The sequence below is a fragment of the Streptomyces omiyaensis genome (assembly GCF_014650895.1).
GTDB classification, from domain to species: domain Bacteria; phylum Actinomycetota; class Actinomycetes; order Streptomycetales; family Streptomycetaceae; genus Streptomyces; species Streptomyces omiyaensis.
In genome coordinates, this window is sequence record NZ_BMVV01000016.1 from 179,024 (window position 1) to 201,724 (window position 22,701).

The following is a 22,701-nucleotide window of genomic DNA, read 5'->3' on the forward strand; positions in this document are numbered from 1 at the left end:
GGGCGGGTGCCCCGGCCGCTCGCCCACGCCGACACGACGTCCTGCGCGCAGGGCGGGCGGATGCGGTTCCGCGTGGCGGCGGGCGACGGGGGGCGGTTCCGGGGCCGGGTGGTCGTCACGGACGTGGTGGCGGAGCGGGTCGTGGCGGAGGCGGGCGTCACGGGGCCGGGCTGGACGCTCGACGTGCCGGAGGCGTGGCCGAGTTCGCTGTACCGCGCGTCCTTCCACGACGCCCGTCCCGAGACCCCCGCGCCGGAGCGGGACGCCGAGCACGAGGTGTGGTTCGTCGTGCGGGCCGCGCGCCCCGGCGTCTCCTCGCCCGTGCTCGTCTCGGTCCCCTTCCCGACGTGGCGGGCCTACCACCGGGCGGGCGAGCCCGGCCGGAGCATCTACTACGCGGAGCAGCCCACCCGCGCGGCCCGGGTGTCCCTCGCCGCGCCGGGCGGCGGGCCGCCGCCGGAGCGGTGGGAGGAGCCACTGCTGCGCTGGCTGCACCGGACCGGGCGCCCCGTGGAGTACTGCTCCGGCTTCGACCTGCACGACGGGGCCGGTCTCCTCGCGCCGTACCGGCTCCTGGTGGTGAACGGGCACGACGAGTACTGGACGGCGGAGATGCGCGACTCCGTCGAGGGGTTCGTGCGGCGCGGCGGGAACCTCGCCGTCTTCGCCGGCAACACGGCCTGGTGGCAGATCCGGCTGGAGGACGGGGGCCGCACGATGGTCTGCCACCGCGACGCCGCCGCCGACCCGGTCGCCGCCGTGGACCCGGCGCGGGCGACCGTCGAGTGGTCCAGTTCCCCGGTCGACCGGCCGGAGAACACGATGACCGGCGTCAGCTTCCGGCAGGGCGCCGGGGCGTGGGGCGACGGCATGGCGCTGATCGGCCGCGAGGCGTACACGGTCCGCTTCGCCGGCCACTGGGTCTTCGAGGGCACCGGCCTGCGCGACGGGGACGCCTTCGCGCGCGGGGCGCTGGGGTACGAGACGGACGCGGCGGAGCTGGACTGGTCGGCCGGGGTGCCGCGGGCCACCGGCCGCGACGGGACGCCCCGGTCGTTCGCCGTGCTCGCCACCGCCGACCTGCGGCACTGGCGGACGTACGGGCAGGGCGGCTGGGCGACCATGGGCGTCTTCCGCGCCGGGGCGGGCACCGTCTTCAACGCCGCCACCATCAACTGGGGCCGCGCGCTGCACGATCCGGCGGTCGACCGCGTCACGCGCAACGTCCTCGACCGGCTCTCGGGCGCCGTCCCGGCCCCGCGCTGGCACACCGTCGGCCCGGCGCCCGGGCTGCGGGCGCTCGCCGCGTGCGAGGGGCTGCTCTTCGCCGTGGCCGGGGACGGCCGGACGCTGCTCCACCGCGAGCCGTCCGAGCAGAACCTCCCCTGGACGCCGTGCCCGCCCGCCGACGGCTCCCCGTCGCCCGAACTGCGCTGCCTGACCGCGCCGCGCGAGGCCTCCCACCCGATGCCGCTGGCCCTGCTGGCGGTCACCGGGGACGACCGGCTGGTGCACCGGGCACCGGTGCCGGGCCCCGCCCCGTGGCTCCCGGCGGGCCGGGTGCCGGCGGGGACGACGGCCCTGGCGATGTGCGACAACAGCCTGTTCGCGGTGACGCCGCACGACGACACCCTCCACGGGCGCCGGGCCGGCGACTTCGACGCGCCGTGGCGACGGCTGGGCCCGGCGGGCAAGGCGTCGGCCCTGACCGTCCTCGGGGCTCGGCTCCACGCGGTGACCCCCGACGGCCTCCTCGGCCGCCCGCCCGTCCTCGCCGACGCGCCGTTCGCACCCGCCACGCCCCCGGTCCCCTTCCCGCCGGCACGGGCCCTCGCGGCGTACGCGGGCCGTCTGCTGGCGGCGACCGAGGACGACCGGCTGATCAGCCATCCGGGGGTGTGAGAAGGGGTACGCGAGAAGCGTCCCCGCCCCCGGCCCCTCCCCGACCGTCCCCGTCCCTCGTCAGCCGTCTCCCGTCCCCCGTCGGTCGTCCCCCGTCAGTCCCCGCTCCATGACCCGCACCAGGCGGGCTCCCGCCCGGTCCGTGCCGCGGCGGCTCCGTCCGGCGCCCCCGGCCGCCCTCTCCAGGCGCAGGCGTGCCGTGCGCCCGCGCAGGGTCAGGGTCATCAGCTGGTTGCCGAACCACGGGCCGCCGGTGCGCTCCCACCGCACCGCCGGGCGGGCGACGCGGCCGTGGCGGGCCAGGAGGTGGCCGAGGGCCTTGGCGAAGCGGCTCCAGCCGAAGCGGAAGCCCATCCGCATCACCAGGGGCACCGAGTTGTGCAGCGGCGAGCAGGTCAACTGGAAGACGCGGGAGCGCGGCTGCCGGCCGGCGGGCCAGGCGGGCTCCGCCACGTACGCGTGGTGGACGTCGCCCGACAGCACGCACACGGTCGCCGGGGCGGCGTCCTGGCGGCCCACCTCGGCGACGGTGTCCGTCAGGCGGTGGAAGGAGGCGGTGAAGGCCGCCCAGTGCTCCAGGTCCGCGCGGCGGCGCAGCCACTCCCCGAACCCGGCCCAGCGCGGGCCGCGCTCGCCCCGGCACAGGGCCGCGTGCCAGCCTTCCGCGAAGTGGACCATCGGCGGCAGCAGCCACGGCAGCGAGGTCCCCACCAGCAGGTGGTCGACGCCGCCGGGGTCGTCGAAGGCCTGCTCGCGCAGCCAGTCGGCCTCCTCGGCGTCCAGCATCGCCCGGTGCTGCTCCTCCAGGACCCGCGCGGCCCGGGTGTCGACCATCAGCAGCCGGGTGCGGCCGAAGTCCCTGCGGTAGCTCCAGCGCACCGACGCCGGATCGGCCTCGGCCCGCTCCGCGAACGCGCGCAGCACCTCGGTGCCGTCCTCGGCGGCGAGGACCGCCGCGTACACCTCGTCGGCGGCGAGCTCGGCCGGGGAGAGGTTGCCGATGTGCTGGTAGACCCAGTAGGACATCAGGCCGCCGATGATCCGCTCGTGCCACCAGGGGGTGGCCCGCATGTCGGCGACCCAGGCGGCGCTGGTGTTCCAGTCGTCGATGACGTCGTGGTCGTCGAAGATCATGCAGGTGGGCACGGTCGCCAGCAGCCGGCGCAGTTCGGGGTCGCCCCAGGACTCGTCGTAGAGGTGGGTGTACTCCTCGTAGTCGGCGACCTGGTCGGGCGGGGCGTCGGCGCCGGTGCCGGCCTCCCGCCGGTGCTCGGCGATCCACGCGCGGGTGCCGGCGGACGTCTCGTCGGCGTACACCTGGTCGCCCAGCAGGACGAGGACGTCCGGGCGGCCGTCCGCGGGGTCGGCGGCGAGACGGGCGGAGAGCGTGTCGAGGACGTCGGGGCCGACCGGGTCGGACCCGCCCTCGGCGGGCGCCGCCCACCGGCAGGAGCCGAAGGCGACCACCGCTTCCGTCGCCGGAACGGGGGGCGTGTGCAGGGTGCTGGGCGGCCGGGGCGGGTCCGCCGGGGGCCACGCCCGCTCGCCGTCGAGGTGCACCTCGTACTCCACGGCCGACCCGGGGGTCAGTCCGGTGACGACGACCAGCGCGTAGTGGTGGCCCGCGACCAGGAAGGTGCGCGCCGTGCCCGCGCCGCCGCCCGCGCACCGGACCCGGACGGTGCAGGCCCGGTCGGTCTCGACCCACACCGTCGCGCTCGTGCCCGTCTCCCAGTCGACGTACCGCACCAGCGGCCCCAGCCTCAGACCGGCCATCGCACGTCCCCTTCCGCCACCCGCCCGAACGTCCCTGCGCCCACCACGCCCCTCCGAACGGAGCGGGCCCTCACCCGTACGGTAGTCAACGGCCCGGCCCTGAGGGGCGGGCTTGGAGGTGGCGTCCAGCCGGCTGCTGGATGGGCTCCTCCGTCCAGACACCCCTAGGGGGTGGCAGGGACGCGTGACTCACGCCCCGCGGTCCACACGGTCTCGCCCTTGCGTGCGATGTTGTGGGACGCGTTGTCGTCCGCGTGGGACAGGAACCCGCAGGCTCGGCACGCGAACGCCGCCTGACCGACCCGGTTCTTCCGGTCGATGTGGCCGCACCGGGAGCATTGCCGGCTGGTGTACGCCGGATCGACGTACACCAGCGGCACCCCGGCCCGCTTCGCCTTGTACTCCACGAAGGCGGCGAGCCGGCGAAAGCTCCACGAGTGCAGAGAGGTCCGCTGGTCCTTGCGGAGCCGTACCCGGTCACGAATCCCTGTGAGGTCTTCGAGGGCGATGCCCCGGCCGGTGCGTTCAGCGGTGGTGACGATGGTCTTGGAGACGATGTGGTTGACGTTGGCGGCGTGCCGGGCCTCTTTGCGTGAGCGCTTCTTGAGGAGGCGCTTCGCGGACTTGGTGCCCTTGGCTCGGAGCTTGCGGCGCAGTTCGAGCTGCCGGGCCCGGTACCGGTTCAGCCCCCGGCCGGCCGCACGATAGCCGGTCGAGGTCGTGGCGATGTTGACGATGCCGAGATCCACGCCGACGAAGCCGTCCGGCTCGTAGGGATCCGGCTCGGGAAGGTCGCAGACGGCGACCAGGTAAAACACACCATCGCGCTCGACCAGATCGGTCTCGCCCTTGCGATGCTCGCGCAGCATCTTCAGCGCGTCCGGCGCGCACGTGAACCTGACGCCCTTGAGCCGCCCCGCCACGGTCCAGATGGACACGGTCTGCACGTCGTACCGCCACGACAGACATCGGTCGTCGTACGGCTGCGCAGCCCCGGGCCGGAACGCGATCGGCTTCGACTCCGCCTTGACGCGGCGCCTGCTGCCGGGTTTGCCGAGGTTCCCGGCGCGGATGTTCGCCTTCAGCGTGGTGTAGGCGTCACGCGTCTTCTTGATGACGTGCTGGGCGGCCTGCGCCCCCAGTCCCCGCGTCTTCAACTCGGCGTAGGTGTGCTTGCGCAGCTCGTACTCGCGCGGCACACCGCGCTCGAACACCACACCGGACACCCAGTTGGCGGCCTCGTTGACCGCCCGCAACGTCGCCGACAGCGCGGCGGCCTGACCGGCCTCCGGCATCAGCTTCACCTGCGCCACGAGTTTCACGCAGGCCATCGTAATAAAGTTGATCCACATCACCATGTCGGGAGCAGGACCCCGACATGCACGGAGACTGCAAGCCCTCCACGCCCCTGTGGTCTTCACCACCCGGGACCGGCGCCGGTCCTTCACCGACGGGATTCTTGTGGGCTGTGAGGAGACCGTGCGGGCCGTGTGCGCCGGCAGGACCCCCGCTCCGCTCCCCCGTGTGGTCACGGCGGTATGGTCCCGGCCCGGCGGGGTAACGGAGGCCCATGGCACCCGACGACGCTTCCGCCGCCGCGAGCGGCTCCGTACGGCCCGAGCTCGACGTCAGGGCCCTGGCGAGGTTCCTCGACGGCGAGTACGCCGGGGTCCGCGACCTCGTCCGGACCAATCTGGCGGCCCATTCCTCCGTCCTGGAGGACGCCGAGCGGCTCGACCGGGACGCGTTCCGCGAGCGGGTGCGCGACATCGCGGTCGAGATGGCCGGGACCGGCCAGACCGGGATGGGCTTCCCGGCGGCGTACGGCGGCGGGGACGACATCGGCGCCTCGGTGGCGGCCTTCGAGACCCTCGCCTTCGGCGACCTGTCGGTGCTGGTCAAGGTGGGGGTGCAGTTCGGTCTGTTCGGCGGCGCGATCCTGCAGCTGGGCACCGCCCGCCACCACGACGCCTACCTGGCGGACCTGGTCGCGGGCCGGCTGCTGGGCTGCTTCGCGATGACCGAGACCGGGCACGGCTCCCACGTGCAGGCGCTCGGGACGGTCGCCCGCTACGACGCCGCCGCCGGGGAGTTCGTCGTCACCACCGAAGGCGACGCGGCCCGCAAGGACTACATCGGCAACGCCGCCCGCCACGCCGAGCTCGCGGTCGTCTTCGCCCAGCTGGAGGTGGGCGGCGAGGCGCGCGGCGTGCACGCGCTGGTGGTGCCGCTGCGCTCCGGCGGCGAGGTCGTGGAGGGCGTGGAGATCGAGGACGACGGCCTCAAGATGGGCCTCAACGGCGTCGACAACGGCCGCATCCGCTTCCGCGGCGTCCGCGTCCCCCGCGAGGCGCTCCTCAACCGCTTCGCCGACGTCACCCCCGACGGCACGTACGTCAGCTCCATCGACAACCCCAACCGCCGCTTCTTCACCATGGTCGGCACGCTCGTCCAGGGCCGGGTCTGCGTCGGCGGCGCCGGGGTGGGCGTGGCCAAGGTCGCGCTCACCCTCGCTGTCCGGTACGCCGAGCGCAGGCGCCAGTTCGAGGCGTCCCCGGGCGCAGGGGAGCAGCTGCTGCTGGACTACGGGCTGCACCGGCGCCGGCTGCTGCCGCTGCTCGCCCGCACGTACGCGCTCCACTTCGCGCAGGACACCGTGCGGGGGCAGCTCCACGCCGTCTTCTCCGGCCGTGACGAATCCCCTCAGGCGCGCCGGCGCCTGGAGTCGCGGGCGGCCGGCACGAAGGCGCTCGGCACCTGGCACGCCACGCGGACCGTGCAGGAGTGCCGCGAGGCGTGCGGCGGCGCCGGATACCTGGCGGTGAACCGCTTCGCCGCCCTCAAGGCCGACAGCGACGTCTTCACCACCTTCGAGGGCGACAACCACGTCCTGCTCCAGCTCGTGGCGAAGGGCCTGCTCACCGACCACGCAGGCGAGTTCGAGGACCTGGACCAGTTCGGCGTGGTCCGCTACGTGACCGGCCTCGCGGTCGAGGCCGTCATCGAGAAGACCTCCGCCCACAAGCTCCTGGAACGGGTCCGCGACCTGCTGCCCGGGGGCGACCAGTGGGACCGGGAGGCCGGGCTGCTGGACCCGGAGTACCAGCTGGCCATGATGCGCTACCGGGAGGAGCACATGCTCGCCGGCCTGGCCCGCCGTCTGAAGGCGGGCGTCGACCGGGGGCGCGACCCCGGCGCGGTGTTCTCGTCGGTGCAGGACCACGTGATCGCGCTCGCCCACGCGCACATGGAGCGGCTGGTCCTGGAGTCGTTCACGGAGGCGCTCGGGGCCCACCCCGAGGGCGGCAACAAGGTCGCGCTGGGCCTGCTGCGCGACCTGTACGCCCTGTCGACGATCGAGGCGGACCGGGCGTGGTTCATGGAGCACGGCCGTCTGACCGTGCAGCGCTCCAAGGCGATCAGCCGCGAGGTGAACGACCTGTGCCGCAGGGTGCGCCCGTTCGCCGTCGGCCTGGTCGACGCCTGGGGCGTCCCGCCGCAGGTGCTGCGGGCACCGGACCTGCTGGGATGAGGGCCGCGCGGCGGGTTCCCCTGGTGGCGGCGGCACGGATCAGAGGGTAGGGGTGGAGACGTGGACGATCGGGAATCATCGCGGCCGGAGGCCGAGGACCTGCTGGCGGGGCTGAGCGTGGACGACCGGCGGCCGGAGCAGCCGGTCCTGCTGGACTCCTCCGGCGCGCCGATCCGCACCTGGCGGGAGAACTATCCGTACGAGCGCAAGCTCCGCCGCGCGGAGTACGAGCGGGCCAAGCGCATCCTGCAGATCGAGCTGCTGAAGCTCCAGCGCTGGGTGAAGGAGACCGGGACCCGGCTGGTGGTGATCTGCGAGGGGCGGGACGCGGCGGGCAAGGGCGGCACGATCCAGCGGTTCACCGAACGGCTCAATCCGCGCGGGGCGCGGATCGTGGCCCTGGACAAGCCGACCGAGCGGGAGGCGGGGCAGTGGTACTTCCAGCGGTACGTCGCCCACCTGCCGGCGGCCGGCGAGATCGTCTTCTTCGACCGGTCCTGGTACAACCGGGCGGGCGTCGAGAAGGTGATGGGGTTCTGCACCCCGGAGCAGTACGCGCTGTTCCTGCGCCAGTGCCCCGCCTTCGAGGCGATGCTCGTGGCGGACGGGATCCTGCTGGTGAAGTTCTGGTTCTCGGTCTCGCGGGCCGAGCAGCGGACCCGGTTCGCGATCCGGCAGGTCGATCCGGTGCGCCAGTGGAAGCTGTCGCCCACGGACCTCGCCTCGCTCGACCTGTGGGACGCGTACACGAGCGCGAAGGTCGAGATGTTCCGGGCGACCGACACCGACGCCGCTCCGTGGACGGTGGTGAAGAGCAACGACAAGCGGCGGGGGCGGCTGGAGGCCATGCGCAGCCTGCTGTGGGGCATCGACTACGCCAGCAAGGACGAGGAGGCGGTCGGCCGTCCCGATCCGCTCATCGTCGGTGCCGCGGACACGCTGCTCGAGGACGGCGAGCAGCCCTCCGACCTGTCCCCCACCCCTCTGGCGGGGCGGCCGTACGGGCCCGGCCTGCACCCCGAGCCCCCGGACCGCGGGGCCTCGTGACCGCGCGTCCGCCCGCGGCGCGCGCCGCGGGCGGGTGCGGGTGGGTGCGGGTGGGTGCAGGTGGGTTCAGTCCCGGGCGTTCAGCCCGGCGACGATCGAAGCCGGTGTGTGTCCGCTGCCGTCGGAGAGGCGGTGGAAGTCGACCGCCACGAAGTTGGGATCGCGGCCGCCGGCCACCGGCCGGCACGTCCGGTCGATGCGGTCGCGCAGCTTGGCGCCGTTGTCGAGGGCGGCGTTGATGACCGTGGGCACGTTGCGGTGGTGGCTCATGGTGAAGAGCCCGCGGAAGCCGGGCTCCCGGCGGTCCAGCGGCACGTCGGCCCACCGGGTGACGCAGGAGACGTCGTCGCCGAGGTCGCCGAGGCTCCAGTGGTTGCTGACGGTCCAGGCCTTGTCGTGCATGACGCCGAGGTGCTCGCGGTCGCCCTCGTCGCTGAAGATCAGCAGGCGCTTCCCGGAGGCGACGAGGCCGGTCATCCGCGGCCGGCCCCGCTGGCGCACGTTCCACGTGTCGGGGCGGAAGAGCACCTGGTCGAGACCGCGTACGCGGCCGAGGGCGGTGCCCAGCTGCTGCGCGCCGACGTGGTCCTCCAGGAAGACGGAGACGACCTCCTCGGGGTGGGCGACGAGGAAGTCGACGACGGTCTGCATGCCGCCCTGGAAGGACTTCCGGGGCAGCGCGTACGTGACCCCGGCGAAGGTCTTGCACTCGCCGTGGCAGAGGTGGACGTCGCTCGGGTAGCAGTCGCTGCCGAAGCTGATGACGCACAGCCACCGGCTCTTCTCGTACCAGTGCCCCTCCTCGACAACCGGGCGACCTCGCGACCGCCCAGCCGGGACTCTCCCCGTCGGCCGGTCCGGGCGCCGCCCCGTCAACCGGTCCGGGCGCTTCCGGACCAGGTGCGGCCCGCCCGCTTCCGCCCCCGGCCCGACGGGCGTCCGGACCTCGCCCGGCGAGCTCTTTGCGAGTGGCCACCGATGGAGTGGTCACTGACCGAGCGGTCCAGGCCGAGGAAGGGCAAGGACCGCAACGCACAGGGCTCCCGCGCCACCGAGGGAGGCACTCGAAGCCCCCACCCGCAGGCGCAGAAGCCCTGTCGCTCCCCGCCGTCCTGCCGCGCCCGACCCGCCTCAGGCTCTGGTCGAGCGGGTGTCCACGCCCTTCCGGGCGAAGGCGGCTCGGCAGGCGATGGCCGCCATCCGGTCGAGGACCATCGATGGCCGCCATCCGGTCGAGGACCTTCTCACGACCAGAGAAGCCGGCCTTCGGCGAACCGGCAGACCGGGGAGCCTCCCTCGGCGATCCTCGTCAGCGCCTCCGCCAGCGAGTCGAAGTACCGGGCCATCGATTCGTACTCGCCCGTGGTCGTGATCTCCCCCACGAACCAGCTGCCGACGCGCCCGTCCCGCACATCGACGAACTTTCCGCTCCAGCCGTCCCGGTCCGACAGGAACGGGATCCACTCGTTCCGCCAGAACGGATGGTCCGGCTGGTCCGGAGGGTCGAATCCGCAGGAGGTGGAGCGGTTCGCGTAAAGCCTCTCCATCGCCCGGATGCCCAGGAAGAAGCTCCCCTCGTCGGGGAACCCGTCGAAACCGCAGCATTGCACTTCGTCGTCGAAATCCTCCTCCGGAAGATCCAGGTTGTTCTGCGAGAGCCACGTCCGCAGGTCCCCGTGCAGGGAGATGCCCATCCGCTCTTCGGCCGCCGCGAGCACCTGCTCCGTGGCGGGCCCCGGCAGATCCGCGTGATCGGCCGGCGCGTGCTCCCGAAGAAGACCCATCACGCGCGACCAGCTCTCAGCCACACTCATCGCCCTCTGCCCTGTGTCCTCTCCACGGAAATGCCTCCGTCCGACCGCGCCACCGCGGAGGTCGAGAAGCACCGGCCGGAGAACCTTGCCGGGATGGTACTTCGAGTGCGCGTTCCCCCCTTCCCCGCGATCGTCTCGGCCTCGAGGCGCGGGGGCGGCCCCTCGGTGAAGCGCCCGACCGCGACTTCTCCCAGAGGGGCCACGGTGCCCGCCGGGCCCGGCCGAGGAGCTTCCAGTGCCCGCACGAGGGCCGCGGCGTCCCCCTGGGGCGGCGAAGCCGAGAACGCCCAGCACACCCCCGCAGGACCCCGCGCCGGGAGGGGCCGTACGCCACACCACCGCGCCCGGCGCCCGCGGCCGTCCGGACCCGGCCCCCGCCCCCACCGCAACCCCCCGCAATGAGGGCGAGAACACAGCCTCTCGCGCGTCCATTCGTGCATCCATCGGGGCCGTTCACGCATCTTCCGTGCGGGGGACCGTACGGTTCTCGCCGACAGCACCACTCCTACCGAGGGCAGAACACTTTGATATCCACGCCATTGCGCGTGCGCCGGGCCGTGACGGTCCTGGTCACCACCTCCGCCGTGCTGGTCGGGGGCTTCTCCGCGAGCCAGGCGCAGGCCGCGGCGCCGCCCGTTCCGTCGATCACCGCCGCGGGCGGGTTCGTCATGAACAACACGACGGGCACGACGCTGTTCGGGAAGGCCGCGGACACCCGCCGCGCCACCGGATCCACCACCAAGATCATGACGGCGAAGGTGGTGCTGGCCCAGCGGGGCCTGAACCTCGACGCGAAGGTCACGATCCAGAAGGCCTACAGCGACTACATCGTCTCCAAGAACGCCTCCTCGGCCCGGCTCATCGTCGGGGACAAGGTGACGGTCCGACAGCTGCTCTACGGCCTCATGCTGCCGTCGGGCTGCGACGCGGCCTACGCCCTGGCCGACAAGTTCGGCACCGGGTCGACGCGGGCGGCCCGGGTGAAGTCCTTCATCGGCAAGATGAACGACGAGGCCCGCCGGATGGGGCTGCGGAACACGCACTTCGACTCGTTCGACGGGATAAGCAACGGGGCGAACTACTCGACCCCGCGCGATCTGACGAGGATCGCGAGCAGCGCGATGCAGAACAGCACGTTCCGCGGCATCGTCAGGACCAAGTCCACGACGCAGAAGGTGACCACCAAGACGGGTGGCTACCGGAACATGGCGTGGACCAACACGAACAAGCTGCTGAGCACCTACAGCGGCGCGATCGGCGTGAAGACCGGCTCGGGCCAGCTGGCCAAGTACTGCCTCGTCTTCGCGGCCACCCGCGGCAACAAGACCGTCATCGGCGCGGTCCTCGCCTCGCCGAGCGAGACGAACCGCGCGTCCGACGTGAAGAAGCTGCTGGACTACGGCTTCGCGAAGTGAACGACGGCGGCGGGCACCGGACGGTGCCCGCCGCCGTCCCCCGTCCACCGTCCCCCGTCCCACCCACCTTCCGCCCTCTGCTCTCCGCCCTCAGCCCTCGGCCCTCCGCCCGGGCGGATGCGCGAGCCCCTTCTGCTAGCCTGCCGGAGGCCGTGCGAGAGAAGAAGGAGGTGGTACCCGTGAACACATCGACATGGGTGCTCTCCTCCGGGGTCACGGTCGGGCGATAGGCCGTCGCCCGGGAGCGCCGTCCACGACGCACTCCCGAAAGGCACGACCGTGCACTTCACCTCCACCCAGCTCCTCGACGGCGACGTCCTCGAACGCGCCTTCGTCCTCGGCGACGTCCCCGGCCTCCTCTGGACGCCGGCATCCGCCTCCCCCTCCGCCCCGGCACCGCTCGTGCTGCTCGGCCACCCTCCGCTCGGGCTGCGGAGGATGTACCCCCGGCTGGTCGACCGGGCCCGGCGCTCCGCGGCCGACGGGTTCGCCACGGCCACCGTCGAGCTCCCCGGCAGCGGCGAGCGGCCCCGTCTGCCCGGCCTCGACCGGGCCCGCGCCGAGCTGCGCCGGGTCATGGAGGCAGGCGAGCCGGTCGGCGACGGCCTCGTCGACGACCTCGTCCTGCCCCTGGTCGACCTCGCGGTCCCCGAATGGCAGGCCGCCCTGGACGCCCTCCTCGCGCTGCCGGACGTCGGCGGTCCGGTCGGGTACTCGGGGGGCGTGATCTCCGTCGGCGTCCGGCTGGCGGTGGTCGAACCCCGCCTCTCGGCCGCCGTGCTGTTCGCCGGGAGCTTCGTGCCCCGCGCCGTCCTCGACGAGGCCCGGCGCGTGACCGTCCCGCTCCACGTCCTGCTCCAGTGGGACGACGAGGGGAACGACCGGCAGACGGCCCTGGAGCTGTTCGACGCCTTCGGCTCCACGGAGAAGTCCCTCCACGCCCACCTGGGCGGGCACACCGGTGTCCCGCCGTACGCGGGCGACGCCGCGGCCCGTTTCCTGGCCCGGCACCTGCGCTAGCCGCGACCGGTCCCGGGGCCAGGGGGCTCCTGCCGGTCGGGCCGGACCAGCGGCGTCCGACCCGGCCGGCACTCCGCCCTCCAGGGCATCGGCTCTAGTGCATCGGCCGCGGCGGGTGCGTGGCCAGCCAGTGCCGGGCGATCTGCTCGCGCGTGGCGCACCACGCCCCGCCGCGCTGTGCCACGTGCCGCAGGAAGGCGTCGAGGGCCCGGATCCGGCCCGGCCGGCCGATGATCCGGCCGTGCAGGCCGACGCTCATCATCCGGGGCCGCTCCGCGCCCTCCGCGTGCAGCGTGTCGAAGTTGTCCACGAGGTACCCGAGCATGTCGTCGGCGGTCGTGAAGCCGTGGACGAGGAGGAACTTGAAGTCGTTCGCGTCGAGGCTGTACGGCACCACGAGGTGCGGCCGGCCCGCCGCCTCGACGTAGTGGGGGAGGTCGTCCGCGTAGTCGTCGGAGTCGTAGAGGAACCCTCCCTCCGCGGCGACGAGGCGGCGCGTCGCCGGGCTCGTCCGGCCCGTGTACCAGCCGACCGGGCGCCGCCCCACGAGGCGCCGGATCGTCGCCACCGTCCGCGCGACGTCGGCGCGCTCGGCCTCCTCCGGGACCTCGCGGTAGTCGATCCAGCGCCAGCCGTGCCCGGCCACCTCCCAGCCGGCCGCGGCCATCGCGCGCGCCGCCTGCGGATTGCGCTCCAGCGCCTGGCCGACGGCGTGGACGGTCAGGGGGGTGCGGTGGGCGAGGAGCGTCCGGTGCACGCGCCAGAACCCGGCCCGCGCGCCGTACGCGAACATCGACTCGGCGTTGAGGTCGCGGCCGCCGGTCACCGGCGGCGCGCCGACGACCTCGTGGAGGAAGGCCTCCGAGGAGGCGTCGCCGTCCAGGACGTTGCGCTCGCCGCCCTCCTCGTAGTTGAGGACGAGGCTGACGGCGACGCGGGCACCGCCGGGCCACGCGGCACGGGGCGGCACGGCGCCGTAGCCGAAGAGATCGCGCGGGTGCTCGGACACGGGCGGCACGCTACCCGCCCCGCGCCCGCGGCCCGCGCGACGCGCTGCGCCGCCGGCCGGGACCCACGCGCACGGACCCGCGGACACGGCACCACCGACCCGGACCCACCGACCCCGACCCACCGATACGGTCCTGCCGGAACGTCCGCGTAGGTCTCGCTGAGGAGGCCGCGCCGCCGGACGTAGCACTTGGGGCGGACCACGTGCCCCCACTGGGACGGACATTGCCCCCGATGCGGAACCCCCGCCCGCCGGGGCCGTCTTGACCCTCGCGTCGGCTTGATCGTCGGGTCGGCGGAAGGCAGAAGGAGGATCCGATGACGGGTCAGACCAGCACGCGGCCGGCGAGGGCGTCCGCGCCCGAGTACCAGGGGGCCCTGGGGTCCCTGTCGGTGAACGCGTCCCTCCCCGAGGTGCTCGACGAGGCCCTGCGGGCGGTCCGCGCGGCCGAGCGGACCGGAGACCTCCACGAGGTGGCCCGCTGCCGGCTGGCCGTCGCGGAGGCGTGCCGCAGGCTCGGGCGGATCGACGAGGCCGACCGGGCGTGGAAGGCGAGCTACCGGGCGGCCCGCTCGGCCGGCCGCGAAGGGGCGATGGCCTGGGCGCTGTGGAGCGGCGGCACGCTGGCCCGGCAGCGCGGCGCCTTCCGGCTGGCGTACCGGCTGCTGAAGCTGGCGGCCGAGGCCGGAGAGCGCGGCGGTGACGTCGTCGCCCGGGGGTACTCGCTGGCCGGACTCGCCGAGACCGGGCGCATCCAGGGCGACTACGAGGCCGTGGCGCGCCTGCACGAGCAGCTGCTGGCGGAGGCGCGCCGCCGCGGCGAGGCCCGGCACACCGTCTGGGCGCTGGAGGGCATCGCGCAGATGCACCGGAACGCCGGCCGCTTCGACGAGGCGCTCGCCCTCTTCGAGGAGGCGGCGGAGACCGCGTCCCGTGCCGAGGACCGGCGCGGCTGGGCCTGGGCCCTGCGGGGCATCGCCGACGTGGTGTCCGTGCGCGACGGGGACGCCGAGCGCGCCCTGGCACTGCTGTCGCGGGCGGAGGAGGCCTGCCGCGAGATACGGCTGCACGGCGCGCTCGCCTACAACCACAAGATGCGCGGCAACGTCCTGTACCGGGCGGGCCGCTACGGGCAGGCCCGTGAGCAGTACGCGCGCGCCCTCGGCGAGTTCCGCGCGATGGACGAGCCCCGGGGCACCGCCCTGGCGCGGCTCGGCCTGGTGAAGAGCGAGGCCCGTCTCGGCCGCGACGCCGCCGGCACCGCCGCCGACCTGGCGGCGCTGCGTACGTCCCTGGAGCGCATCGGACTGCTCCACGCCCGGGAGCTGGTGGACGGGGCCGCCGCAGAACTCGGCGTCGGACCGCTTCCGGAACCCGCCGGAAAGGGCCCGGCGGCGGACGGCCCGGCGGCGGTCCGGCCGGCGCTGCCGGACGTCGGGGCCGAGGCCCTGCGGACGGCCGACCCGGAGGGACTGCGATGAGCGCCCGCCCGACGCCCGCGGCCCCGGCCGTCCCACCGGCCGAGCGGAGCCGGCTCGACGGAACGGAGACGGAAGACGGACCGTCCACCTCCCCCGACCGGCGGACACCCCTCTCCCCCGGCCCGCGGTCCTCCGTCTCCCCCGACCGGCAGTCCCCCGGCGCCCCCGGCCCGCAGCCGTCGGCGCCCGGCGTCCTGCGGCGCTGCCGCGCCCTGGTCAGGCCCGCGCTGGTGGAGGCGGTCGGCCTGCTGCACCCCTGGACCGGCGAGATGGCGGCGTACGCACTCGGCTGGGCCGACACGGACGGGACGCCGGACCCGGGCGGATCCGAGGGCAAGGGGGTGCGGCAGGCCCTCGCCGTGCTCGGGGCCGAGGCCGTCGGGGCGGACCCGGCCGACGGGGTCCCGGGAGCGGTGGCCGTCGAGCTCGTCCACACCTTCTCCCTGCTCCACGACGACATCATGGACGCCGACGCCCTGCGCAGGCGGCGGGCTGCCGTCTGGAAGAGCCACGGGACGGGCCCCGCGGTCCTGGCCGGCGACGCGCTCCTCGCCCGGGCGGTGACGGGGCTCGCCGAGGCCCGCGGCGACCGCGCGCCGGCCGCGGTCCGGCGCCTCTGCGCCACCCTGAACGCCCTCGTGGCCGGCCAGGCGGAGGACCTCCGCTTCGAGCACCTGCCCTGGCACGGGCCCGGAGCGGTCACGCCGGAGCGGTACCGGTCGATGGCCGAGCAGAAGACGGGCGCCCTGCTGGGATGCGCGCTCGCACTCGGCGCGGTCCTCGGCGGCGCTCCGGAACCGACGGTGACCGCGCTCGAACGCGCCGGGCGCCACCTCGGCCTCGCCTTCCAGGCGGTGGACGACGTCCTCGGCATCTGGGGCGACCCGGAGACGACCGGGAAGCCCGTCCACGCCGACCTGCGCCGGGGCAAGAAGACCTACCCCGTCCTCGCCGCCCTGGCCGGCCGGGGGCCCGCCGCGCGGGAACTCGCGGTCCTGCTCGCCTCGTCCCGGGAGATCGACGACGCGGCGGCCGCGCACCTCGCCGCGCTCGTCGAGAAGGCCGGAGGCCGCACCGCGACCCACGAGGAGGCGCACCGCAGGCTGTCCGCCGCCCGCCGCGTCCTGCGCGCCACCCCGCTGACCCGCGCGGCCGCACGGGACCTGGACGCCCTCTGCGCCGACCTGCTGGACCGCGCCTGGTGAGCCCTCCGGCCGAGCCGCCGCCCGCCCCGCCGCCCCCGGCCGCCACCCAGGCCGCCGACCGCCCCACCGGCCCGGTCGCGTCAGGGAAGGATCGAGTCGACGTACCCGCCGTCGACCCTCAGGGCGCCCCCGGTGGTGGCGGAGGCGTGGTCGGAGGCGAGGTAGACGACCATGGCGGCGATCTCCTCCGGCTCGATCAACCGCTGGAGCAGCGACTGCGGCCGGTACTCGCGCATGAACACCCGCTGTGCCTCGTCCCAGGGCAGCGAGTCATCGACCAGTTCGTACACGAAGTCCTCGACGCCGCCCGTGCGGGTGGGGCCCGCGATGACGGAGTTCACGGTGACGCCGCTGCCCGCCACGTGCTTGGCGAAGCCGCGCGTGACCGCCAGGAGGGCCGTCTTGGTCATGCCGTAGTGGATCATCTCCGCGGGGATCGCCACGGCCGAGTCGCTCGCGATGTTGAGCACCCGGCCCCAGCCTCGTCCGCTCATGCCGGGGAGGTATCCGCGGACGAGGCGGACGGCGGCGAGGACGTTCACCTCGAAGTAGCGCCGCCACTCGTCGTCGCCGATCGTCAGCGGATCGGCCTCTCCGAAGATGCCGAGGTTGTTGACCAGCACGTCCACGTGGGGCAGCGCCTCCGCGGCGCGGCGCGCACCCTCCTCGCCCGCGACGTCGGCGACCACGGGGACCAGGTCCGCGCCGGGCACCTCGGCCCGGATCTCCTCGACGGCCCGCTCCACCCTTTCCGCGGTGCGTCCGTTCACCCCGACCCGGGCGCCCGCGCGCGCCAGGCCGGTGGCGATCGCGGCGCCGATCCCCTGGGTGGAACCGGTGACCAGAGCGGTCCGTCCTGTCAGATCGATGAGCATGGGGGGAGGCCTTCCTGCGGTTCACGGGTCGCTGCCTCCTCCCGTGTACCCGGTCCCCGGCCGGCGGCATCAGGAACCGCCCGTCTCGCCCAAGGGACGCCCCGGAGCGCGGCCCGCACGCCTGATGCTCCTCTTGGCCGTCGAGCGTGGGGAGGCGCTCACAGGGGCGAGGTACCTTCACTCCATGTCACTTGCTCCCGACCGCGAGGTCCGCAGCCGCGACGAGCTGGCCGCCGTCGTTCGAGAACTGCACCAGGACTACCTCCGCCGGGGGCACGAATGGGAGAACCAGAGCCTCGATCGCTTCCTTGAGGCCCTCGCGGCGTGGGTGGATGACTCGCCGGGCTGGTATCGAAACCGCGGGAAGCGGCTCCCCGAGGAGGGGGACTGGACCTTCCTGGCCAGAGCCCTTCAGGCCGCCACCGTCCATGAGTGAATCCGCTCCTGAAACGCTCAGGCCGCGGTGAGCCGGTCTCGGTGGGCGCTGGCGAGGTCGTCGTCGCGGCGTGTGCCGCGTTCGATGCAGGAGATCACGGCCGGCCGGACTCCGAAGTGCTCGGCGACGGTCGTGGGGGTGATGTTCTTGGCCCGGCGTGCGGACCGGAGGGCGGAGACGTCGGGGACGGTGACCGGCGGAGTGGGGTGGCGGAAAGTCTCTCCGGCGATCGCCCGCCGAGCAGGCGGATGATCTCCTTCTTCGCACCTCCGGCGGCGGTCTGCCGGGCTATGCATGCGCGGGTGCGGACGTCGTGTTCCGCGGTCAGGGCCTGGACCCGGCGGGCGAGGGTCTTCAGCGCGGTCAGGAGCACGACGCGCGGGCCATCGCCCGTGGGACGGAGCCGGGAGATCGCGTCGACCCGCGTCTTGCCGCGCAGGGCGGTGCACTTGACGCGGATGTCGTCAGGGGCGGTGATGAGGATGTGCGCGACCTGGTCCAGCGTGGCGGTGCGGGCCTTGACGGTGGACCGTGCGGCGTCGTGGAGGGCTCGTATGCCCCTGCCGGTGTCGTCCTTGGGCATGACCGATGCCCGGCCGGACAGCGCGGTGCGGACGGCGGCGTAGGCGTCGAGGGGATCGGACGTGCGATCCGGCGACGCTCGGCCTTGTCGGGCGGGTTGACCTCGATCGCGGTCGGGCCCGTGTGGCGGGCGGCGCGGGTGAACCCCAGCCCGTAGGAGGAGGTCCCCTCGACACCGACTTCCCGGCCGTCGGCGACGACGGCCGGGTGGGTCAGACAGGACATCGAGGGGGCCTCTGGCCAAGCTCCTCTCAGGTCGTGTTCCACCTGGCCGGATCCATGGAGAACGGATCCCGGTAGCCGGACAGAACAGTCGCAGGACAGCCCAGCAGGACGTCGGTCAGACCCTGAGCCACGACCACCGGAACCCGCTACGAGCATCCGTGTCCGACCCGGTTGTCAGGTTCCGGTCCATGACGGTCGAGAGGGCGGCGCACGGCGCCGCGGCGGTGCTGAGGGTCATCGAGAAGGTGCGGCAGGACCCGGGCTCCCCGGTGCTCGCGTACCAGGACGTGCCGTGGGTGCCGGGGGCGTGCCCCGCCCGCTGACCGAGGACGTCCTCGCACGGATCTCGTTCCCGTCCGGGCGGCCGCTCCCGCAGAGCCTGCGGGCCTGGCTGGGCTTCGACACGAGCCTGCTGGAGCGGTACGGCTGGTTCGCGCACGGCAGCGGGGTCCTGACGCCGCGTCCGCTGCACGCGCTGGTCGCCGACGAGTTCGGCGCGTGGTGGAAGGAGGACTTCGCCCCCTTCACGGACCGCTTCCCCGAATGCTTCCTGCTGCCCGGCGGCTCGGACTCCCGGCGCGTCCTCGCCGTCACCGAACCGGACGCGGAGGGGGAGTCTCCGGTCCTCGCGCTCGACATGGACGACCTGCCCTTCGTCGGGCTGATGTACCCGGGCTTCGACGTCTACCTGGCCGACACCGCAGGCCTCGTCGACCGCGACCGGGGCTCCTACACCTCCCTGCTCCGGCATGCCGACCACGCGCCCCGGATGCGCCACCACGCCGCCCGCTGCCTCGACGGCCGCGAGTACGTCCAGTACCCCTTCTGAGTCCTCGCCGGATCCCTCCCCCGGCTCCCTGCCGCATCCCTCCCCCGGATCCCTTCCCCTCCGGCGCCGGCCCGCCCCGTGCGGGCCGGGCCGCTCCCGTGACGTGCGGAACCGCCGGCACCGGACCACACTGGACAGGGTGAGCAGCCGGACGGAACCCGGTCCGGAGCCGCGGCCCGCGCCCCAGGCGGGCGGGCGGCTCCCGAGCCGGACGGTGGCCCTCGCGGCGATGATGTTCGCGGTGGCGATGACCTTCATCGACCAGACCATCGTCTCCGTCGCCGCCCCCGACATCGTCCGCGAACTGGGCCTCTCCAGCTCGGGGATGCAGTGGGTGGTCAACGCCTATCTGCTCTCCCTCGCCGCGTTCTTCGCCCTCGGCGGCCGGCTGGCCGACCTGTACGGGCCGCGGCGGGTCGTCGTCGTCGGCACCCTCGTCTTCGTCCTCGCCTCGGTGCTCTGCGGCTGCGTCCCCTCCGGGGAGTACGCCCAGACCTGGCTCATCGTCTTCCGCGCCGTGCAGGGGCTCGGGGCGGCGCTGCTCTTCCCGGCGGCGCTCGCCGTCGTCGTGGCGGTCTTCCCCGTCGAACGCCGGGGCGGGGCCCTCGCCCTGTTCTTCGGCGTGTCCGGCGCGCTGACCGCCGTCGGCCCGCTGCTCGGCGGCTGGCTCACGGCCTCGTGGACCTGGCGCGCGGTCTTCTGGGTCAACGTGCCGGTCGCGGTCGTGGTCCTGGTGCTCACCGCGTACGCCCGCATCGCCGACCGGCGGCGCACCGGGACCCTCGACGTGCCGGGCGCCGTCCTCGTCGCCGTCGGCATGGGCCTGAGCGTCCTCGGCTTCCAGCAGGCGTGGACCTGGGGTTGGGGGAACTGGGCGACCTGGCTGTGCATCGTCGGCGGACTCGCGGTCCTGTACGTGTTCGTGCGCTACGAGCGCGGCGTCCGCCACCCGCTGATCGACCTGCGGGTCTTCCGGGACAGGGCGTTCGCGGTGGACAACGCCGTGCTGTTCTTCGCGATGCCGGCCTTCGTTCCGGTGTTCTTCTTCTCCTCCGTCTACGCCCAGGTGTCGCTCAGCGCCTCCCCCAACCAGGCCGCCCTGTTCCTGCTCTACTTCTTCGTCGGCTTCGCCCTCGCCTCCCAGTGGGGCGGCCGGATCCTCGACAAACGGGGCGCCCGGCCGGCGCTGAAGGCGGGGACGGCCATCGGGGCGGTCGGCTTCGCGCTGTGGGCCAACGAGTTGACGAACCTGTCCATGCACGACCAGTGGCCGTACGCGGCCCTCGCCGGCGCGGGCATCGGCTTCGTCCTGGCCCCGGCCTCCACCGACGCCGTCAACCGGGCCATCGGCGCCTCGTACGGCGAGGTCACCGGCATCACCCAGACCGTCCGCAACTACGCGGCGAGCGTGGGCCTCGCCGTGTTCGGGACGCTGCTGTCCCGGGCCATGACGGAGAACGTGACGGACACGCTGCGGGCCCGTGGCGTCTCGCCGTCCGTCGCGGACCAGGTCGCGCGCGGCATCACCGAATCCGTCTCCGGCCACGGCGACGCGACCCCGCCCACCGGGACCGGCCAGGTCGCCGAGGCGACCCGCGACGCCATGTCGGCGGTCCGGCTGGACTTCGCCCAGGCCAACCAGTGGGTCTTCTACGGCATGGCCGTCGCCCTCGGCGTCGGCTTCCTGTGCGCCCTCCGCCACCCGGGCGACCGGCGCGCTTCCGAGGAGCCCGTGCCGCCCGCCGGGCCGCACTGACGGACCGTCCCGCCCGACCCCTCCTCCGGTGCGGGGCGGTCCCCGTCCTCGCGTCCGGCGCCCGGCCTCGTACCGTGGGGCCATGACGATCAACCGTCCCGGGCTCCCCGGGGACCTTCCGCCCGCCGAGACGCTGTGGGCCCGCTGGGCTCTGGTGGCCGCCTTCGGTACGACCGCCGCGAGGGAGAGCCGGCCGAGCGCGCACCGCACCGGCCACTGGATCGACGACGACGGGCTGCACCTGGACGACGGCGGCTGCACCTGGTGGGTGATGTCCCGGGCGGGCGAAGGCCGTTACGTCCTGTACGGCGAGGACGAGTCCAGCGGGACGCGCTGGCACCGGCCGCCGGTCGACGTCCTCGCCGGCGGTCCCGCGTGGCTGCCGTGGGAGGAGCTGGAGGACCGCCGGTCCGGCGGCGAACTCGGCTGTGTCTACTGGTACGAGGACGGCACCTGGGCCCGCGCCCCCTATCCGGACGGCCTGGACGACGACGGCCTGGACTGCGGGATGGGCGAACTGGCCGACCGCGCGCAGGCGGCCCGGCTGCTGGTGGAGCGGCTGGCCCCGGTGGACGGCGGGCCCGGCCCGGAGGCCGTTCTCGCCGAGGCGGAGGCCGGTCCGCTCCGGGACGTGGACGCGCTGCTGGCGCGGCTGCGCGACCCGGACGGCGAGGAGCCGGAACCGGCCACCGTGGCACGGGCGCTCGCCCGCGCCGGCCTGACGCCCCGGCCCGCCACCGGCTGAGCCGGGCCGGGTGCTCCGGCTTCTTGCCAGGCCTGCGAGGGAGCCGAGCGGGCAGACGTTCCCCATGACTGTTCCCAAGACCGGTGTGCTCGTCCTCGACAGCACCGACCCCGAGCCCCTCGCCCGTTTCTACGCCGCCCTGTTCGACGGCACCGTCGAGCCGGGCGGCGGTGACGACCTGCTGCTGGTGACCGCCGCCGGGGGTGTCGTCCTCGGCATCGCCCGCGACCCCGGCCACGCACCCCCGAGCTGGCCCCGGCCCGAGGACTCCCAGCAGTCCCACCTGTGGATCCTCGTGGCCCCCGACGCCCTCGACGAGGCCGAGCGCGAGGCCGTCTCACTGGGCGCCCGCCCGGTGACCGCCGAGAACAACGGCACCCGGACGGACCGGCGCACCGACGTCCGCCGCTTCATGGACCCGGCCGGACACGCCTTCGTCCTGTCCCCCCGCGCCCCCTCGCCGTGACACCCCGCGCCCCCTCCGCGCGGGCCCCGCTCACGCCCGCCCGGTCCCCCGGGTGCGCAGCGCCCAGACGACCAGGGGCACCTGGAGCGGGAGGCGGGCCAGGGCCACCGCCTTGAGCGGGGCGGGCCGGTGGCGCCAGTCGTACGCCATCTTGACGTTGGCGGGGAAGACGGCGGCGAACAGTCCCGCCGCTGCCAGGGCGCCCGCGTCGCGCGTGCGCGGGTGGGCGACGGCGGCGCCGACGGCGATCTCCGCGAGCCCGCTGAGGTGGGTCCAGGTTCGCGGCGCGCCGGGCAGACCGCGGGGCACGATCGCGTCGAACTGCCGTGGAGCGACGAAGTGCGCCACTCCGGCGCCGATCAGGAGGCCGCTGAGCAGTCGGGCGGACGTCGTGGAACCGGGCATGTCTCGTCTCCTCGCCGATGATGGGGGCGCGATGGGCGCACACCCAGAAGTTACCCGAGAGTACAGCCACGGCGGGGCCCGCAGGCGGGTCCGGCGGGGAAGGCGTCGTGAACGCAGAAATGCCTCAACCCCCGGACATGGTCCGGGGGTTGAGGCTAAAAATTGTTCGGCGGTGTCCTAC

The 22,701-nt window shown here is 74.2% G+C and carries 21 protein-coding genes; 13 read left to right on the plus strand and 8 right to left on the minus strand.

The features are described from left to right. Positions 1–60: 60 nt before the first annotated feature. Positions 61–1,902, plus strand: a complete 1,842-nt coding sequence (locus IE287_RS24980; RefSeq protein WP_189851442.1) for a N,N-dimethylformamidase beta subunit family domain-containing protein — start codon at positions 61–63, stop codon at positions 1,900–1,902. A 60-nt stretch (positions 1,903–1,962) separates the two neighbouring features. On the opposite strand, the gene IE287_RS24985 is transcribed toward IE287_RS24980, so the two are convergent. Together IE287_RS24985 and IE287_RS24990 are read right to left on the minus strand one after the other, a co-directional pair. Continuing rightward, entirely contained in the window at positions 1,963–3,678 is a 1,716-nt protein-coding gene (locus IE287_RS24985) for an alkaline phosphatase D family protein (RefSeq protein ID WP_189851412.1), read from the minus strand. Between the two features lie 164 nt (positions 3,679–3,842). Continuing rightward, positions 3,843–5,036, minus strand: coding sequence for an RNA-guided endonuclease InsQ/TnpB family protein (locus tag IE287_RS24990; RefSeq protein WP_229883709.1), 1,194 nt, complete (start codon positions 5,034–5,036; stop codon positions 3,843–3,845). Between the two features lie 212 nt (positions 5,037–5,248). Between IE287_RS24990 and IE287_RS24995 the strand changes: the two genes are divergently transcribed. Further along, positions 5,249–7,210: an acyl-CoA dehydrogenase family protein gene (locus tag IE287_RS24995; RefSeq protein ID WP_189851413.1), complete on the plus strand. Its 1,962-nt coding sequence runs from the start codon at positions 5,249–5,251 to the stop codon at positions 7,208–7,210. A gap of 60 nt (positions 7,211–7,270) precedes the next feature. Then, complete coding sequence (ppk2, locus tag IE287_RS25000; RefSeq protein WP_189851414.1) at positions 7,271–8,257, plus strand: polyphosphate kinase 2; 987 nt, start codon at positions 7,271–7,273, stop codon at positions 8,255–8,257. Between the two features lie 66 nt (positions 8,258–8,323). On the opposite strand, the gene IE287_RS25005 is transcribed toward ppk2, so the two are convergent. Both IE287_RS25005 and IE287_RS25010 read right to left on the minus strand, forming a co-directional pair. Next, positions 8,324–9,133 carry a phosphoinositide-specific phospholipase C-related protein gene (locus IE287_RS25005; protein ID WP_189851415.1) on the minus strand — a complete coding sequence of 270 codons (810 nt, stop codon included), beginning with the start codon at positions 9,131–9,133 and terminating at the stop codon, positions 8,324–8,326. 368 nt (positions 9,134–9,501) lie between these two features. Then, entirely contained in the window at positions 9,502–10,071 is a 570-nt protein-coding gene (locus tag IE287_RS25010; protein ID WP_189851444.1) for an SMI1/KNR4 family protein, read from the minus strand. Between the two features lie 545 nt (positions 10,072–10,616). On the opposite strand from IE287_RS25010, the gene IE287_RS25015 reads away from it, so the two are divergent. After that, complete coding sequence (locus tag IE287_RS25015) at positions 10,617–11,486, plus strand: D-alanyl-D-alanine carboxypeptidase family protein (protein ID WP_229883710.1); 870 nt, start codon at positions 10,617–10,619, stop codon at positions 11,484–11,486. 279 nt (positions 11,487–11,765) lie between these two features. After that, positions 11,766–12,506: a dienelactone hydrolase family protein gene (locus IE287_RS25020; RefSeq protein ID WP_189851417.1), complete on the plus strand. Its 741-nt coding sequence runs from the start codon at positions 11,766–11,768 to the stop codon at positions 12,504–12,506. 94 nt (positions 12,507–12,600) lie between these two features. Here the strand turns inward: IE287_RS25020 and puuE are convergent, their stop codons facing one another. Beyond that, complete coding sequence (puuE, locus tag IE287_RS25025) at positions 12,601–13,515, minus strand: allantoinase PuuE (RefSeq protein WP_189851418.1); 915 nt, start codon at positions 13,513–13,515, stop codon at positions 12,601–12,603. A 317-nt stretch (positions 13,516–13,832) separates the two neighbouring features. On the opposite strand from puuE, the gene IE287_RS25030 reads away from it, so the two are divergent. Together IE287_RS25030 and IE287_RS25035 are read left to right on the plus strand one after the other, a co-directional pair. After that, positions 13,833–14,996 (plus strand): tetratricopeptide repeat protein, encoded by a 1,164-nt coding sequence (locus IE287_RS25030; protein ID WP_189851419.1) that lies wholly within the window; start codon positions 13,833–13,835, stop codon positions 14,994–14,996. Then, entirely contained in the window at positions 14,993–16,201 is a 1,209-nt protein-coding gene (locus IE287_RS25035; RefSeq protein WP_189851420.1) for a polyprenyl synthetase family protein, read from the plus strand. The genes IE287_RS25030 and IE287_RS25035 overlap by 4 nt, the downstream gene beginning before the upstream one ends. A gap of 80 nt (positions 16,202–16,281) precedes the next feature. Here the strand turns inward: IE287_RS25035 and IE287_RS25040 are convergent, their stop codons facing one another. After that, entirely contained in the window at positions 16,282–17,076 is a 795-nt protein-coding gene (locus IE287_RS25040; protein WP_189851421.1) for an SDR family NAD(P)-dependent oxidoreductase, read from the minus strand. A gap of 184 nt (positions 17,077–17,260) precedes the next feature. Between IE287_RS25040 and IE287_RS25045 the strand changes: the two genes are divergently transcribed. Then, positions 17,261–17,512: a DUF7660 family protein gene (locus IE287_RS25045; RefSeq protein WP_189851422.1), complete on the plus strand. Its 252-nt coding sequence runs from the start codon at positions 17,261–17,263 to the stop codon at positions 17,510–17,512. Positions 17,513–17,606: 94 nt separating this feature from the next. Here the strand turns inward: IE287_RS25045 and IE287_RS25050 are convergent, their stop codons facing one another. Next, positions 17,607–18,095 (minus strand): hypothetical protein, encoded by a 489-nt coding sequence (locus IE287_RS25050; protein WP_189851423.1) that lies wholly within the window; start codon positions 18,093–18,095, stop codon positions 17,607–17,609. 412 nt (positions 18,096–18,507) lie between these two features. Between IE287_RS25050 and IE287_RS39155 the strand changes: the two genes are divergently transcribed. The 5 genes from IE287_RS39155 (at position 18,508) to IE287_RS25070 (ending at position 22,115) form a co-directional block, all read left to right on the plus strand. Then, positions 18,508–18,642: a hypothetical protein gene (locus tag IE287_RS39155; RefSeq protein ID WP_268254994.1), complete on the plus strand. Its 135-nt coding sequence runs from the start codon at positions 18,508–18,510 to the stop codon at positions 18,640–18,642. Continuing rightward, positions 18,627–19,148 carry a hypothetical protein gene (locus IE287_RS25055; RefSeq protein ID WP_229883711.1) on the plus strand — a complete coding sequence of 174 codons (522 nt, stop codon included), beginning with the start codon at positions 18,627–18,629 and terminating at the stop codon, positions 19,146–19,148. Before IE287_RS39155 ends, IE287_RS25055 begins: the two co-directional genes overlap by 16 nt. A gap of 229 nt (positions 19,149–19,377) precedes the next feature. Next, a complete protein-coding gene (locus IE287_RS25060; RefSeq protein ID WP_189851445.1) occupies positions 19,378–20,904 on the plus strand; it encodes an MFS transporter in 1,527 nt (508 codons plus the stop codon). 82 nt (positions 20,905–20,986) lie between these two features. Next, entirely contained in the window at positions 20,987–21,649 is a 663-nt protein-coding gene (locus IE287_RS25065; protein ID WP_189851424.1) for a hypothetical protein, read from the plus strand. 64 nt (positions 21,650–21,713) lie between these two features. Then, complete coding sequence (locus IE287_RS25070) at positions 21,714–22,115, plus strand: VOC family protein (RefSeq protein ID WP_189851425.1); 402 nt, start codon at positions 21,714–21,716, stop codon at positions 22,113–22,115. A 30-nt stretch (positions 22,116–22,145) separates the two neighbouring features. Here IE287_RS25070 and IE287_RS25075 read toward each other — a convergent pair whose 3' ends face one another. Beyond that, positions 22,146–22,520 carry a DoxX family protein gene (locus IE287_RS25075; protein ID WP_189851426.1) on the minus strand — a complete coding sequence of 125 codons (375 nt, stop codon included), beginning with the start codon at positions 22,518–22,520 and terminating at the stop codon, positions 22,146–22,148. Positions 22,521–22,701: the final 181 nt, after the last annotated feature.

Bases quoted from the DNA above. Each gene is read 5' to 3' on its own strand.
- IE287_RS24985 (WP_189851412.1), bottom strand. From the start codon at position 3,678: ATGGCCGGTCTGAGGCTGGGGCCGCTGGTGCGGTACGTCGACTGGGAG.
- IE287_RS25035 (WP_189851420.1), top strand. From the start codon at position 14,993: ATGAGCGCCCGCCCGACGCCCGCGGCCCCGGCCGTCCCACCGGCCGAG.
- IE287_RS25045 (WP_189851422.1), top strand. From the start codon at position 17,261: ATGTCACTTGCTCCCGACCGCGAGGTCCGCAGCCGCGACGAGCTGGCC.
- IE287_RS25070 (WP_189851425.1), top strand. From the start codon at position 21,714: ATGACTGTTCCCAAGACCGGTGTGCTCGTCCTCGACAGCACCGACCCC.
- IE287_RS25010 (WP_189851444.1), bottom strand. From the start codon at position 10,071: ATGAGTGTGGCTGAGAGCTGGTCGCGCGTGATGGGTCTTCTTCGGGAG.
- IE287_RS25030 (WP_189851419.1), top strand. From the start codon at position 13,833: ATGACGGGTCAGACCAGCACGCGGCCGGCGAGGGCGTCCGCGCCCGAG.
- IE287_RS25060 (WP_189851445.1), top strand. From the start codon at position 19,378: ATGATGTTCGCGGTGGCGATGACCTTCATCGACCAGACCATCGTCTCC.
- IE287_RS24995 (WP_189851413.1), top strand. From the start codon at position 5,249: ATGGCACCCGACGACGCTTCCGCCGCCGCGAGCGGCTCCGTACGGCCC.
- IE287_RS25065 (WP_189851424.1), top strand. From the start codon at position 20,987: ATGACGATCAACCGTCCCGGGCTCCCCGGGGACCTTCCGCCCGCCGAG.
- IE287_RS25050 (WP_189851423.1), bottom strand. From the start codon at position 18,095: ATGCCCAAGGACGACACCGGCAGGGGCATACGAGCCCTCCACGACGCC.
- IE287_RS24980 (WP_189851442.1), top strand. From the start codon at position 61: ATGCGGTTCCGCGTGGCGGCGGGCGACGGGGGGCGGTTCCGGGGCCGG.
- IE287_RS25075 (WP_189851426.1), bottom strand. From the start codon at position 22,520: ATGCCCGGTTCCACGACGTCCGCCCGACTGCTCAGCGGCCTCCTGATC.
- IE287_RS24990 (WP_229883709.1), bottom strand. From the start codon at position 5,036: ATGGTGATGTGGATCAACTTTATTACGATGGCCTGCGTGAAACTCGTG.
- IE287_RS39155 (WP_268254994.1), top strand. From the start codon at position 18,508: ATGACGGTCGAGAGGGCGGCGCACGGCGCCGCGGCGGTGCTGAGGGTC.
- IE287_RS25040 (WP_189851421.1), bottom strand. From the start codon at position 17,076: ATGCTCATCGATCTGACAGGACGGACCGCTCTGGTCACCGGTTCCACC.